Raw genomic sequence first — 15609 nt, forward strand, 5'->3', positions numbered from 1 at the left:
AAATCGAATGCTGCCTATGATGCCTAAGAAATTCGAATGAAATAAGTCACATTGTAATATTAGAAGATCATGAAAAATAAATCAATTAAATGGAGCGCAATCATCCCTTTTTGTTGTTTAATCCTATTTGCTTCCTGTAGTAAGGATGAGGATGGAAGTAAACATGGGACCTTAGTCTTTGAGGAAAATTTTGATGGGAATAGCGGCTGGGTAACTGGAAATGAAAACCTGGGGTTCAATTCTGAAGAGAAAGATGGCCATTATGTGGTAAGTTATAGGATTAATTCAAATCATGTCAATGGGAATACTGCACCAAAAAGCATATTTGGACAAGCTAAAAAACAAATTCTCGAGATAGGATATAAACAAACCGCAGGATTAGGAGATCCTGCGATATTTTATAGTCGATTGGAAAAGGGCACCCTATCCTGGATAGTTTTAAATGCTGACATAGGCTACACCGTTTTCAAACATGTCAAAGATGAATTTAACCTAATACAGGATTGGACTAAATCATCTGCCATTCAAGGAATTGGCAAAACTAATATTCTACGAATTGAATTTGAAAATGGTAAAGTTGATTTCTTTGTAAACAATACCCGGCTCTATACCTGGAACAACAGTGGCATATCTAGTTTAGACCAAATTGGACTTGGAGCTGCTAATTACACAGACAATAACGATGCAGTTACCCTCATTGAATATGATTACATAAAAGCTTGGATTGAGGAATAGTCGTACTCTTATTATGAATATCCAGCATGAACTGTTTTGGGGTGTCGCCATAGTAAGTCCTGAACACTTTGATAAAATGTGGAACACTGCTATACCCCAAAATACAAGCTATCTCATTAACATTTAAGTTTTCATACAGAAGCTGTATAGCCTTCTCCATACGCATATGAATGACAAGACCGTAAATGGTCTTTCCAAATTTTTTCTGGAAATCTGCTTTTAGTTTTCTTTCATTCAGCATAAACCGCTTTGCTAAATCTGCGCTTGATGGAGGGTTCTCTAAATTTTGAACAAGGTAAGACCTAATTTCTTCAAGTCTATTGTTAGAATTGGACCCCTTCTCCGGAACAACCTCTCCCGTATTGGTTTTCTGATATATCACAAACAGCAATTCTTTCAACTTAAGTTTCAGGTAATGATAGCGATGATGGACAACACTTTCATTATTCATGATTTCCTGCAAGATTTTCAAGATCCCTAAATCCATAAATAGCGTTTCATTCGGTCGGTTCTCAGGTCTTCCACGCAGGATATATTGATGAAATGGATCGTTTTCTATCCATTCCTCATCTTTTAGTAATTCCAAATAGAAAGAATAGGTCATTTTTATGATGATATAATGTACCTGATCATTTTTCTCTATAACGATCTCACCCCCTCCCCCTTGGGTATCTAAAAAGTTCCGCTGTAGCATCCCTATCCGATGTGAATAGCTTTCATTTCCAGCGCCATTGTTCACATGTGAGTTTCCTTTGAGATAAAAGAAGAAGCGCACATGGGGTTTCTCTGTCGACCATGTATTGGTCAGTGAACAGCAGGTATCCAGGTTTACCTCGGCGATATGCAATCCTTTAGCAAGCTGAGTTTTGCAGCAAACCGTTATCCCATTCTGCACATAGTCAAATTGATTATCATGTACTGACTTATCATTATTTGTTGGATTGTCCTCTATAAAATTGTCGTATAAAACTCGTCTTAATTCAGTAATTTCTGAACGCACTACCATCCCTTTTTTCATTACTTTTTGTCCCGGATTTCGCTAAATATTTTCTATTGTAACTATAACTTTGCAAAGTTATTTATAATTAATCTAAATAGCAATAGGTTATTTATAGCTAAAAGTTTTAATAGTTATTTCAATATTTTACCCAACAATGAAAAAAGTATTATTCCTGATAATTTTTATAGGATTATCAGTCCTCCAAGCTTTCCCGCAATCTTCTAAAATAACTGGACATATATTCAATCAGACAGGCCAAGTCATCGAACATGCTTCTGTGCGAATATGTAAAACAAACCACCATTCAGAAGTTGATAAAAACGGCAGGTTTATCTTGTCGACTTCTGCAGGAGAATATGAACTATTGGCTTCGGCCATAGGTTACAAAAGTCAACTTCGGCGGATCAAGGTTCTTGACAATGAAAACATCAATCAGGTATTCTATCTTGAGATTGATCCAAGCACCAATATAGACCAAGTTGTAGTTCACGGCAAAAGTGCTGTACAGAAAGTCCGAGAAACCCCTTTCAATGTGGTGGCCATAGATGCAAAATCTCAGTACAATTCCACATTAGATTTAGCGCATTTATTAGATAGGGCTTCAGGGGTAAAAATTCGCGAAACAGGAGGTGTTGGTTCCGATATGAACATTACCCTGAATGGCTTTACTGGGAGAAACATCCGTGTCTTCATCGATGGAGTGCCTATGGAGGGTATGGGATCTGCCTTTCAATTGAACAATATCCCTGTGAATGCCGCTGACCGCATTGAAATATACAAAGGAGTTGTGCCTATTGAATTTGGCTCAGACGCATTAGGTGGAGTAATCAATATAGTCACCAACCAGTCTGCCAATACCTCCCTGGATGCGTCCTATTCCTATGGATCTTTTAATACCCAGAGAAGCAACCTCAGTTTGAACCACACTTTTAACTCGGGAGTATCACTACAACTGAATGCTTTTCAAAATTATTCTGACAACAATTATAATGTAAAGACATCATACCGGATTTTTGCTAAGGACAATTCACCTGAATCCGAAGGAGATAATTGGCAAACCGGTTCTGCATGGTCTGCAGACTCTTCTTGGTTCAGACGCTTTCATGATCATTACAGGAATGAAACCTTAATCGCCAAGGTTGGAGTAGTCGGTAAGAAATGGGCTGACAGAATGTTATTTGGGTTTACGATGGGACAAGTCCATCGAGACATCCAACATGGGTCTGAAATGAGGTATGTATTTGGTGAAAGGACCGCATTCAGCAAATCCATCCTTCCCTCCTTCGTATATGACAAAAGGAACCTATTAATTGAAGGATTAAGCGTCCGAGCAACAGGGAATTTCAACTACGAAAAAGCTGGAAGTATAGACACTTCTGCTTATAAGTACAGTTGGGATGGCTCTAAAAAGAAAATGGCGGACCTAAGAGGGGTTAATGCAGCCTATGGTGAAGCAAGTCTAGGAATGGCGGAATATTCTAACAGCAACCAATCTGCATCCCTAGGTATCGGTTACCGCATCAACAAGAGCCATTCTGTTAACATCAATAACAATCTTTCCTTTTATGCCAGAAAACCTAATCTGGAAAGCATTGCAAATGACCTGTATCCCGAACTTCCGAATGCAGCAGATAGTATGACCAGAACAAGTCTAAAGAACTCCTTGGGTTTGGAGTACAGGTTTACCTACAGAAAAAAATGGAACACCATCGTGTTTGGAAAGCATTACTTAAACAGAGCGACCGGCCCGCAAACCAACGAGGAATCAATAACTTCTAAAAGACAGGAAAACGCCTCTAAAACAGGTTACGGTATTGCGAGCAATTATTTCTACAAAGACTTCCAATTTAAAGCCTCTGCAGAAAAAGCATACCGATTGCCGAATGATCGCGAATTATTTGGCGATGAGCTCTTAGATGAAGGAAACATCACGTTACAACCGGAAGAATCCAACAATTATAACCTGGGTATTACTTTCAATAAGGAAATCAGTCCTTCATACAACTTATTTCTTGACTGGGCTGGATACCATAGGGACACCTATAACTTCATCCAACGGTTGCCAGGCAGAAAAGGGGATGCTCTAAATGGTGAAACTGTTTTTCAGAACAGAAATCATGGTCGTGTAACCAGATGGGGAACTGATTTCGAAGCACGTCTGTACTATAAAAACAAGGCTTCTATTGGTGGTACATTTACCTACATGGATATCAGGGACAAGGCCCCTTTCTCCAACCTTGCCCAAACACAGCTCAACGGCAACTATGGTTATCGAATGCCCAATCTGCCCTACTTCTTCTGGAATGTTGATGCCACCTATTACTTCCACAACCTTTTCGGTAAAGGAAATACCCTAAACATCAATTACACCCTAAACTTTGTGGACAAAATCTATCTGCATTCCTATGCCTATGCCGATAGGGCATCCAAAGCGATTGTGCCTCAGCAGTTATATAGCGACTTCTCCGCAAGCTACATGCTTAAAAACGGTAAATACAATATCAGTGTGGAGGCTAGAAACCTAGCAGACGCCATGCTCTATGATAATTACAGCTTACAAAAACCGGGAAGAAGTTTCGCTGTAAAACTTAGGTATTACTTTATAAAACGCAATAACTCATCAATAAATTAACATCAATAATTTCATAAAAATGAAAAATCAATTAATCAAACAATCATGGATTTACGCAATGGCAATATTAACCCTAGTTGCCTGTACAGAAGAAAGCCCAGTGCCTCCTACACCTGTAAAGGAGAACAAAGAAGGTAAATTTCTGGTTGCTGTATCGGTCCCTGGTTCAACTACCGCAACTTACTTCCTTTCTGCAAACTCTTTGGAAAACGAAAAAGACAGTATTTCACCAAAAGGTACCGGTTTGGAATTTACCAATACCTTCACACAATATATGTCATATGGACATGCAGGCCTAGTGGGAATCAAATACGGTCGTGGGGATGCACACGTTGGCCAACGTTTCACCATAAATCCATCAGGAGCACCCATGACGGTAGGAAATCAATTCGAAATCCAAAACGGATTCGTAACGGCTGGAGCTGTCGGAGATTATGCCTATACCATCATGAGTGGATTTAGAGCTGCTGATAAAACCGTTGGGACCATGAACCGTATTGGACTTGCAGCGGGAGAACCCCAATTCCAAACATTTAAAGTCAATCAATTTAATGGATTCGAAGGTAAAAATGCTGCCTTGATTGGATTAGCAGATGGTAAAGACGATGCATTCTATACCAGTCTCCACTTCCACGAAAACACCGATATTGATAAAGTTGTGGTCGCAAAAATAAACGCTAAGACATTAAAGACCGAAGCGGTATATACCGATCCACGTCTATCTATTTCTGGAGGTTTTTATCGTTCAGCCAGATATTCCCAAATCGGTGTAGCTTCTAATGGTGATGTCTATGTTTTCTCGGGCAATAACTTCGGAACTAAAAAAGCAGGTGCTTTGGTTATCAGAAAAGGCGCCACTACTTTCGACAAAGGGTACTTCTGGGATTTAGAAGCAGCATCTGCTGGTTATAGGTTCAGTAAGGTGTGGCCATTATTGGATGATATATTCTTGATTGAATTCTACAACAAGAAATATGAAGCTGGAAAACAACCTGGAATGGATGCTTCCACCCAATATGCCGTGGTACATATGAAGGAGAAAAAATTCAATTGGGTAAAAGGGATTCCAACTTACAACAATATGCCATCAGGGCTTAGCTGGCCATATGTATTTGAAGGCAAAGCGTATGTCGGACTAACGGAACTCGATAAATTCCCACAATTCTATGCTATCGATCCTCAAACAGGAAATGCTAAAAAAGGATTGGTTGTCAAAGATGCCAATGAAATTCAGGCAGCAGCCTTTATTGAAAAGAAATAAAATTTGTTTATAGTAATAGTAGACCAGATCAGGATCAATTCCTGGTCTGGTTTTTTTGTTCTAGCCTCGTACAACAACCCTCAACCCATTGTCCCCGAATCTCAATTCTTCATCCCCATAATTCGAATCACCCAATTCGGCAATCATCTTGACATTGTTTAAAGCCTTCTGCAGATAGTAATTATTTCTGTAACCGCGATCTTCCAAGAATTTCAACATTTCCTGCAGATCAGCAGCAGATAGCAATTGGGAATGCGCAGTTGTTCTAACTTCAAATTGAATGTTGGCATTCAACAAGATATCCAATGTTTCTTCAAAAGCTTCGAAGGAACCAGTAACAGTAATTTCATGGAAACGCTGTCCCAAGCCCTTGAAATCAAGCGCTACATAATCCAAAAGATCATTGTCAATAAGGTTTTTGATCAGCTTTGGTCTCGCGCCATTGGTATCGACTTTAATGAGGTATCCCAAAGATTTGGCAATCTTCACCAAGGGCATCATATCTGGATGCATGGTACATTCCCCACCGCTGAAGACAACCGCTTGCAATAGGCCTTTTCGAGATTTCAAAAAAGCTTCAGCTTGATCGATCCCTATCTTTCCCTTACCAAATACGATATCAGGATTATAACAATATTGGCACCGCATATTGCAGCCCACAAACCAAAGGATGCAGGCTGCTTTATTAGGGTAATCCAATAAGGTAAAAGGAGTTATATCATATAGAGCATTTGCCATATCCTTCTTGGAACAGGGTCCGCTGTTTATGCTCTCCTTGTTTACCGATATTGAAACTTTCAACAGGTCTATGATACCCCATTACACGAGTATAGACCAAACATTTACTGCGTTCTTGCTGATGTTGCTGCAACAATAGCAATCTTTCATTCTTCATGGTTTCCATATTCACTATTTAAATTATATTGATTCACGATTTCATCGTCACATTTTGGGCAATATTCATGTTCCCCATTCAGGTATCCATGCACAGGGCAAATACTAAATACAGGAGTTACCGTGATATAAGGCAATCTGAAATTGCTCAATACGGTCCTTACAAACAGCTTACAGGCTTCAGGAGTACTGATCTTTTCCCGCATGTACAGGTGCAGTACCGTCCCGCCGGTATACTTACATTGCAGTTGATCCTGCAGCAACAATGCTTCAAATGGATCGTCCGTATGATTTACCGGAATTTGGGAACTATTGGTATAGTATATCTGTTGATCTTGCCCAGCCTGCAGAATATCAGGGAAGCGTTTTTTATCCTCTTTAGCAAAACGATAGGTTGTACCTTCAGCAGGAGTAGCTTCCAGGTTGTATAGATTGCCGGTTTCCTCTTGGAATTTTTTCAAGCGCTCGCGGATATAATCCAGGATCTCACTGGCGAATTCAATCCCCCAATCCGAAACAATATTCTCCTGATTGCCGGTATAATTCCGGATCATTTCATTCATCCCATTGACACCGATGGTCGAAAAGTGATTCCTGAAATGGGAAAGGTATCTCTTGGTATAAGGATATAAACCATTGTCGTACATTTCCTGTATAAATTTCCTTTTCTTTTCGAGGGTAGAACGTCCGATTTCCATCAGTTCATCCAGTCGGGCAAACAGGCCTTCCCTATTTCCTTGGTACAGGTAACCCAATCTGGCCATATTAATGGTTACCACACCGATACTGCCGGTCATCTCCGCACTTCCAAAGAGACCATTTCCACGTTTCAGCAATTCCCGAAGATCAAGTTGCAAACGGCAGCACATACTCCGGACGGCATTCGGTTTATAGGCATCCGGATTTTCCTGCCGATCTCCATTTTCATCAATAAAATATTGGCTACCGATAAAGTTTTGGAAATAAGATGAACCGATCTTGGCCGTATTCTCAAACAGGACATCCACATTTTCTCCGTTCCAATCAAAGTCCTCCGTGATGTTCACGGTAGGGATAGGAAATGTAAAGGGCTGTCCATTTGCATCGCCCTCGGTCATGACTTCATAATAGGCCCGATTGATCATGTTCATTTCCGGCTGGAAATGTTTATAGGTCAAATCTTCCAAATCTTGAACGCCTCTTTCAAGCGCCAATGTTTTCAAGGCTTCATTATTGATGCCCCTGAAAAGATGTTTTCCTGCCTTGGTTGGGATTTGGTCCCTTAAGTCCTGTGGGACATTCCAATCGAGGGTAATATTGGTAAATGGAGACTGCCCCCAACGAGCAGGAACATTCAGGTTATAGACAAAGCTACGGATAGCTTTCTTGACGTCAATCTGGCTTAGGCAATCCTTAAAGACATAAGGTGCAAGATAGGTATCAAACGAACTGAAGGCCTGAGCTCCTGCCCATTCACTCTGCAGAATCCCCAAGAAATTAGCCATCTGGCCCAAGGATTCCCTGAAATGCGAAGGTGGATTACTATCAACCCGACCCCTGACACCATTGAAACCTTCGTCCAATAACACCCTTAGACTCCAACCGGCACAATAACCGGTTAGACAATCCAAGTCATGTATATGGATATCAGCGTTACGATGGGCATGACCTTCAATCCTATTATAAACCTTATCCAACCAGTAGTTGGCAATGATCTTTCCAGCAGTATTGTTCACCAAACCTGCATTGGAAAATGAGTTATTGGCATTCGCTTGGATACGCCAATCGTTTTGGTAAATATATTCCTCGACGGCATGACTGCTATCCACATAGGTACTGGAATCTACAAAACGATCGATATGCTCACGTTGTAATTTTCGGGTATGGCGAAACAACATAAATGAGCGCATCACCTGAAAATAACCAGCTGCATAGAGCTTTCTTTCAATGACGTCCTGAATGTCTTCAACATCCAAGAGGTCCGCATTTTGTTGTTCGTCCAGAATAGTTTCTATGATCTGTTCATCATAAGGAACAGACACACTTTCGAATGCCTTTTTTATGGCATCTTCAATTTTATAGGAATGAAAAAGTTCAAGAGAACCATCACGTTTGATCACGTTTTTCATAGGCATGGTTTTAGAATGAGAGATAGATTTCAAGAATTACATAAAGCTAACCACAAAAGCCCCAATATTTTATGAGGCGAAACATAAAGGCCTATTTTGTGCAAAAAATTAGAAAGAAAGGTTGATCTGGGCGATTAAATTACGGCCAGGTCTAGCAATCTTCATGATATCTTGATGGCGAAAATAATATCTATCAAAGATATTTTCCATCCTCAAGTTGGCGGTTAGTTTTTGCTGCTTTATTTGAAAGGCTTTCCGCACCGCAACATTGAACAAGGTTGCTTCGGGTGTAGCGGTATCTCCATAAATGGCGGAACTCACTTTATTTTGTTTAGCAAAATAACTTACTTCAAATTGCGCCACATAGCCCTTATGGTTAAAGAGGAAAGTATTATTATTGGTAAAAGGCGAAATCAACGGCAGGTAATTGCCATCAAAATCCTTTCCTTCAGAATAGGCAATGGTGCTTAACCACTCCAGATTCTTTAGGAACTTGATCTTCATGGCCATTTCAGCCCCCATCAGATTGGCATGTTCCAAATTCTGATGTTGTTTCACCCCAGTGGCACCAATGGTCATCACATGAAAGTCGGGATTAATCCTTCCGGCAATGTAGTCCCTAAAATAGTAGTTATACAGATTTGCCTCCAATCTAAGCCAAGGAAGCTGATAGCTGAGACCAAAGCTTGCCTGTATTGACTTCTCGGTTTTCAAATCCACATTCCCTAGGTAATCATAGTTATCCAACCGATTGAACAGATAGAACCCATAATACTCCTGAAGACTGGCACTGCGGTTAGCATATCCAATCTTCGCCATCCAATGCAAATGGGCAGATGGATGATAATGGCCGGTCAGGTTGATGTTTCCAAGGTGATTAGATCGATCGAGACGAGCATCCGTTAAACTAGATAGCTGTTCCTCCCCTTTCTGGCTATAGATACTGGAGTTTGCCAAGCTATAGGTGCCCATAAAATCCAGCATCCATTTTTCATTCAGATAGTATCTATCTGATAGGTCCAAGCTCAGTAAATCCCGCTGTGCATCAGGCAGGGTAAACATAAACATGGGATTACCTTCTTTTGGATACATGGTCATATTGGCTGTCAACCTATTGATGTATCCATTTAGCCTTGCTTGCAGATGATGCTTGGCAAACTGATAGCCCGACTCGGAATAAAAACCAGCAGTCCATGATAGGCCAGGCATATCCATGTGCATCGGAACAGTTTCCGCAGGCCTTTTGCTATCATCCATTGCATGGTCGATATGGTTGAAATAAACCTTGGATCGGATTTCATTCAGCCCATCTTTGCCGGCATTATAGACATGGGTCAGGGAAACAATATTTGCATTGGCAAAGGCAACATCCATGGTCAATGCAGGATACCCAATATCCTGACCATAATCGGCAAGATATTGGGCAAGTATTTGATTCTTGGAATTCAACTTATAGGTCGCAGCAATAGATCCATTCCATTTCTGGAACTGCGAATTGGGAACGATTGCCTTGCCCGCCGCTTTATAGTTCTGTGCTTTTCTAAAGATTCCATTCACGAGGAATGCAAATTTATCCGAGCTATATTGCAGGGATGCCAAGGTCTGAACCGCTTGTGAGTTCGATTCATAACCTGTCCCCAGCATTCCATTCAATTGAGGGACTTTGGAAAGTTCTGGATTGGCCAGTTTGAAGTTCATTCCTCCGGCCATACCCCCAGCATAGCTGTTGAATGATGGGCCAATATTCACATTGATCTGCTTCAAGTTACTGGGCTCAATGTAAGAGCTGATTGGATCCATACGATCGGTACATGCTCCGAAGATCGCCATTCCATCAATCGTCAAATTGATCTGCGCAGCATTTAGGCTACGGATGGTTGGTTCCCAGGCATAATTGCCCCGGCGAACCATCTGAACTCCAGCTATCCTGTCCAAGATCTGGTCAATATTTGCTTGTTTCGAAGCTCGTTGTTCATTTTCAAGCTGCTTATTTACAGAAACCTGAGTACTTACCACCACTTCCTCAATGGCAACATTCTTCAAGGTGTCATGATGATGATGCTGGGCTTGAACATATTGTCCAGCCGCAAGGAAGCAAAAACTTAAAATAAAAGAAACCCTTTTCATAAGCCCTAAATTTTAACGAGTCCTAACAATTTTATTGATCCTTATTATCTAAAAAAGAACATCTAGAAAGACATCTTTCCCTAATTGGGTTTCACCCTTATTGATATTGAAGAACAATCTCCAATCTCCAGACATGCTGAAATTCACTTTCCCTTTATATATCCCTGCACCTGACCCCTGTGGGTTAACATTATTGCTAGAGCCATGGTTCATGGAGGTCATTTCGGGATGAAAATCTAAGGTCAATCCATCCTGAACAGGAAATGAAAACATGTTTTCTCTCCAGAATACCATCACTTCCAAATCATTGATTCCAATCTTTGGGGAAGAAGGCTGTACCAATGCCAAGATGTAGCGTTTATTATCGGGTGCAGTGAAAGACTTGACAGGAACATTCCCTGTTGCTGCAGGTTTAATTACGACCGGAAAGTTCAGCGTTTCATTATTGATTTTCAGGTCAATTGCCCAAGTTCCATTATCCGCAGTAGGCATGGTAAAAACCACAAAACCTTGGTAAGCATCAACGGCAGAATTGAAAGCAAATTTACCGGTAGGAGCGCCATGTTTCATGGTACCCATATCCATCACTGGAGAAAATTCTATCTTATCTGTAGCATTAGCTTTTCCATCTTTCAAAACTCTGATATAAACTTGTTGATAACCTACAACCAGATCCTTATCAGCCAAAAGCTGGACTTGCGTCGAAGCATTTATCGTTTTTTCAGCAATGATCATTTTATCTTCCAAAGGATTCTCCAAACCATCGTCCTTTTGGCAAGACGCCATCGTCAGAGCAAATAAACTCCAACAGATCACATAGATTACATTTTTCATAGTAGTATTAATTTAGTTCTATTGTCTATTCAATTGTTCCCTTCCCGCCTCGGTCATCCGATCGGGCGACCATTCCGGTTGCCAGACCAATTCTAATATGATTTCTCGGTCAGGAAAGGTGTTTTCCATACTTTTTTGCACCGCTTGCGTGATGGACCCTGCCATCGGACAGTAGGGCGTCGTTAAGGTCATTTGAATCTGGAGCTTGTCACTCTTTGTAAAATCAAATCCATAGACCAAGCCCATATCAATGACGTTTATCCCAAGTTCTGGATCCATGACCAACATCAGCGATTGTATCGCCTTCAATTGCTCCGAAGCAAACGGAGATGTAAAATCAACTTCCATATTCCTCCTTCCTCTTATGAGTCAGCACCTTTAAAACATTCATTAAGTACGAAACGGAAAGCAGGACCCATAGGATAGAACTGACAGTGATCAACCATTTGATTTTGTACCCAACGGCCAGCACGGTAAGAGATAATCCGGCAAGGAACAGGATATATTGGACCTTTAATAATTGATGGCTATATAGGTCTTTCGGCATAGGCACATTGGCCATTCCGTTCAAGTTTTTATACTTAATGTTCCATATTATAAATGGCAGGGTCTTAAAGGTCATTCCCAAGATTATTCCTGTTATCCAACCCAAGAAAATCCAAACCATATAGAGGGTAATCCAATTCCCCGACTCTTGATTAATTACAAGTGGCAAACTTGCAAAAGCAGCAAATAGGCTCCCTATGGATAGTAAGCTATGTTTGATAGGGATTTCTATTTTTTTTCGAAGTCTGTTCTTTAAACAGTCTTGAATAAATACGCCCCAACTAATGACACCCGCTAGGATCAATGTTCCGCATAGCAGAAGTTTGTAATCCACTTGATTTCTGTATCCGTGCAGCAGGAACATGATCAATCCTGTATTGATCAGGGTAACAGAAATAAACAATGCTTTTCTCTTGATCGATTTACCCATGACGAACATAGGGATCATCTTTGCCCCCGCCCCAAGGATCAGTTGTAGAAACCATCCAGCTAAACCGGCGTGTGCATGCAGCTTCAAAATGTCTAAATGATTCTTGGAAATATAGTGATGCCCTAAATTGATGGCCAGCAATAAACCAACAGTTGTGGTGAAACATAACCAGAAAGCGGAAACCATGAAAAACAGGTTGAATTCAAACGATTTTTCATGGTTCTTACTGGTCATCCAAATGATCAGGAAATAGATATAAGAAGCCAAGCAAACTAAGGCCCCACCTAAAATCAGGACCCAATCAGTCCGGAAATTCCAAAAGCTATGGATCAAGAGACAGCTACCTACGGTTAACGGGAAATAGCTGAACAAAGCTAATTTAGGGGAGAATAGAGTTTGCTCAAATATGACCGGCACTAATTGATAGGCTGCACCAAATATGATCATGGTCCCCCAGCCCAAGGCCAGGGTATGGACTATGGCTAGAACCTTAGGTTGAAAATAATGCCCTAGGATTTGGCTACCCGTCATAACCAACAGGATGCTGAAAACTAGGAAAAAGATAGCCGCCGTAGCAAAAAATGGCACGACTACATATCCTTTAGTGGCATTATCCATCGAACTTAAAGTCATATCTCTTTACTTATGGATGAATTAATATTCTCACATCTCCTTCAGCAATCTCACTGACAAATACCCGATAAGGTAGATTGCCCAATTCTTCCAACAGGTAAAGTGGCACTTTCTTGTGTTGGACAAAAAGGCCTTCATTCGCTTTTAATTGGGCCAAGGTTTCCAAGATACGCTCCATTGGTTGTGGCATAGGCAAACTCCTGACATCCAACTCCAACATATCGAAACTTTTCTTATTCAGAATCCCTTCGATCACATCATAGGATACAAACGATATCATGGACTCTATTTTGGTCACCGATTTCTCTGCCATTGGCTTATAGAAATAAGTATGGAACTCAGTTTTTGAAACCTCGTCGGTATAACTGAATGCGCCTTTATCTTCCAATCTGCTTATCAGTGGGAATGGCAAAAAGGTATTGATGATTTCCAGTACTGCCTTTTCAGGGAGAGATTTGTATGCAGACATGATTTCCTTAAGGGGGTCTCGTCCTGCATCCAAAATGGGACGGACATCCAATGGCACTATGTGCTCACTTTCCAGTAACCATCCTGGTTTTGTATTTTCCTTTTCTTCCGTAGCATCCAAGGCTGCTGTTTGTTCTTCCCAAGTAAAGCCTAGTGGCTCCAGAACACGTCTAAAGTCATCTACAGAACAGTTTGCAATTTTTGCAGCTTCCATGATATTGACACGAGGAGTCAGGACCTTACGCAATATTGGGATTTTGATTTTCCGTAAGGGTTTCGCTATTGATGCAATGGCATCAATGCACAACTCATTAGCTTTGATAAGCTCTGAGATTTTTGTGAATTGATTGATTATCATGGCAAAAATGAATTTTATGACAATGTATAAAACCGTCAATCGGACCTGTCATTTGCTTGGCATAGTACCAATTGCCGTACTCGCTCCTATAGATCTTTCTTTTTAAAATACCTGACCGATAGCCATAGCGGAATGCTCGCCCACAAAAACAGGACGCCGATGGTTAGGCCCATGCCTAGTGCATTTCCAAAGAAGTCTCTAAAAATTGCTCCGGTATAACCCATCATGGCAGAAAGGTCGAGTTGTAAGAGGATCAAGATCCGACAGACATCGATGGGGTTGAACATGGACAAGCCAACCATAAAGTTCTCGATTGGGTAGTCCGAAAATTGGAACAACATAAATAAGACCAAGGCATCGAACAGCAATCCGAAATACAACCACAAGAGGATTGCAAGTCCGATACCTTTGGATTTGTCCCGAATCAATACAGAGGTCCACAAGGCTATTGACACAAAGATCACAGAAAGCAATAACCCGCAACCGACCAAAATCAATCCAGAACTGCTGAAAGCATAAATGAGGGTTGGTATCCCTACACCTATAAAAAAGGATAGACATAAGGTACCTGCCAGACCCGCAAAGATGCTCAGCCAAATATTCCCCCGCTTCAGGGGTTGACTCACTAATAAACAAATAAATTCAGCACTATTATAGAGGTATATGCTTGAAAACACGATACTTACCAGAGGAACTACGAAAAGCACAATGTTCAATAAACTCACCAATCCTTTTTCATAATTATCTTCCATACTGAACACACTTACTGAAAGTGCAAAGAGTAAAACGGTATAGAAAATAATGGTTTTATTTCTCAGTAAATCAACAAAAACGTAGCGTATAATTTTATTCATGGATAGCCTATTTAGTTTGATTTGGAACAGACATGACCTGCGCAATTGCTTTAGACAATTTATCTGTACCTGTATCTATCTTTAACTGTTGAAGTGATTTATGGAACATCAGTTTCCCTTCTTGCAGATAAATGATTTGGGAAACCAGATCGTCCAGGTCACTGAGCACATGTGAACTGATAATGATCAGTTTGTTTTCATTCATGACCTTCTGGATCTTACTTTTCAATATTTCCGAAGAAAGTGGATCTAGGCCGGCCGTTGGTTCGTCTAAGATTAAGGCCTTTGGATTAAACAGAAATGCCAGACATGCACTGACCTTTTGCCTAGTCCCTCCAGACAGCGTGCCCATACGTTTATCCAACAATGCTGGTAAGTTAAACGCGTGGTATAAGTCTAGATCTAACTGATCTTCTGGCATCTTTCGAATATCTTTCATCATATCCAATACCTGACCTATGCTCATATTCTCTGGATATTGTCCAATCTGTGGCATATAGCCGATCTCTTTTCGGTAAGAATATTTGTTTTGGATATTCTCGCCGTCAAATTTGATGATCCCAGCACTCGGCACCACCATCCCCAAAACAGATTTGATTAGCGTGGTTTTTCCACTTCCGTTTGGACCGATCAAGGCGACACACTCCCCTCCATTCAAGCTAAGGTTAATGTCTTTCAGCACCTTAAACTTGCCAAAGTCTTTGAAAATATGTTGGATTTCGATCATAA

At 40.7% G+C, this 15609-nt stretch carries 14 protein-coding genes; 3 read left to right on the forward strand and 11 right to left on the reverse strand.

Annotation, left to right across the window (positions count from 1 at the left end; all coding sequences use genetic code 11):
• The first annotated feature begins 69 nt into the window (after positions 1–69).
• On the forward strand, positions 70–735 hold the full coding sequence (locus RT138_RS03390) for a hypothetical protein (protein WP_313189525.1): 666 nt from the start codon (positions 70–72) through the stop codon (positions 733–735).
• On the opposite strand, the gene RT138_RS03395 is transcribed toward RT138_RS03390, so the two are convergent.
• Positions 695–1753 (reverse strand): AraC family transcriptional regulator, encoded by a 1059-nt coding sequence (locus tag RT138_RS03395; RefSeq protein ID WP_313189526.1) that lies wholly within the window; start codon positions 1751–1753, stop codon positions 695–697. The two genes, RT138_RS03390 and RT138_RS03395, sit on opposite strands and share 41 nt — an antisense overlap.
• Before the next feature lie 136 nt (positions 1754–1889).
• On the opposite strand from RT138_RS03395, the gene RT138_RS03400 reads away from it, so the two are divergent.
• Both RT138_RS03400 and RT138_RS03405 read left to right on the forward strand, forming a co-directional pair.
• A complete protein-coding gene (locus tag RT138_RS03400; protein WP_313189527.1) occupies positions 1890–4367 on the forward strand; it encodes a TonB-dependent receptor plug domain-containing protein in 2478 nt (825 codons plus the stop codon).
• Positions 4368–4386: 19 nt separating this feature from the next.
• Positions 4387–5628 (forward strand): DUF4374 domain-containing protein, encoded by a 1242-nt coding sequence (locus tag RT138_RS03405; RefSeq protein ID WP_313189528.1) that lies wholly within the window; start codon positions 4387–4389, stop codon positions 5626–5628.
• 60 nt (positions 5629–5688) lie between these two features.
• On the opposite strand, the gene RT138_RS03410 is transcribed toward RT138_RS03405, so the two are convergent.
• From RT138_RS03410 to RT138_RS03455, 10 genes are all read right to left on the reverse strand, one after another.
• Positions 5689–6366, reverse strand: coding sequence for an anaerobic ribonucleoside-triphosphate reductase activating protein (locus tag RT138_RS03410; protein ID WP_313189529.1), 678 nt, complete (start codon positions 6364–6366; stop codon positions 5689–5691).
• Positions 6347–6532: an anaerobic ribonucleoside-triphosphate reductase gene (gene nrdD, locus RT138_RS03415; RefSeq protein WP_095067913.1), complete on the reverse strand. Its 186-nt coding sequence runs from the start codon at positions 6530–6532 to the stop codon at positions 6347–6349. The genes RT138_RS03410 and nrdD overlap by 20 nt, the downstream gene beginning before the upstream one ends.
• Positions 6513–8630, reverse strand: a complete 2118-nt coding sequence (locus RT138_RS03420; protein ID WP_313189530.1) for a ribonucleoside triphosphate reductase — start codon at positions 8628–8630, stop codon at positions 6513–6515. The genes nrdD and RT138_RS03420 overlap by 20 nt, the downstream gene beginning before the upstream one ends.
• 108 nt (positions 8631–8738) lie before the next feature.
• Positions 8739–10757, reverse strand: coding sequence for a TonB-dependent receptor (locus tag RT138_RS03425; protein WP_313189531.1), 2019 nt, complete (start codon positions 10755–10757; stop codon positions 8739–8741).
• Between the two features lie 48 nt (positions 10758–10805).
• Positions 10806–11591: a FixH family protein gene (locus tag RT138_RS03430; protein ID WP_313189532.1), complete on the reverse strand. Its 786-nt coding sequence runs from the start codon at positions 11589–11591 to the stop codon at positions 10806–10808.
• Between the two features lie 18 nt (positions 11592–11609).
• Entirely contained in the window at positions 11610–11939 is a 330-nt protein-coding gene (locus RT138_RS03435) for a metal-sulfur cluster assembly factor (RefSeq protein ID WP_313189533.1), read from the reverse strand.
• Positions 11929–13200, reverse strand: a complete 1272-nt coding sequence (locus RT138_RS03440; RefSeq protein WP_313189534.1) for a hypothetical protein — start codon at positions 13198–13200, stop codon at positions 11929–11931. The genes RT138_RS03435 and RT138_RS03440 overlap by 11 nt, the downstream gene beginning before the upstream one ends.
• A 10-nt stretch (positions 13201–13210) precedes the next feature.
• Entirely contained in the window at positions 13211–14026 is an 816-nt protein-coding gene (locus RT138_RS03445; RefSeq protein ID WP_313189535.1) for a DUF2249 domain-containing protein, read from the reverse strand.
• 86 nt (positions 14027–14112) lie between these two features.
• Complete coding sequence (locus RT138_RS03450; protein ID WP_313189536.1) at positions 14113–14880, reverse strand: ABC transporter permease subunit; 768 nt, start codon at positions 14878–14880, stop codon at positions 14113–14115.
• A gap of 7 nt (positions 14881–14887) precedes the next feature.
• On the reverse strand, positions 14888–15607 hold the full coding sequence (locus tag RT138_RS03455; protein WP_313189537.1) for an ABC transporter ATP-binding protein: 720 nt from the start codon (positions 15605–15607) through the stop codon (positions 14888–14890).
• Positions 15608–15609: the final 2 nt, after the last annotated feature.

The organism is Sphingobacterium sp. (genome assembly GCF_032065005.1).
Classification (GTDB): Bacteria; Bacteroidota; Bacteroidia; order Sphingobacteriales; family Sphingobacteriaceae; genus Sphingobacterium.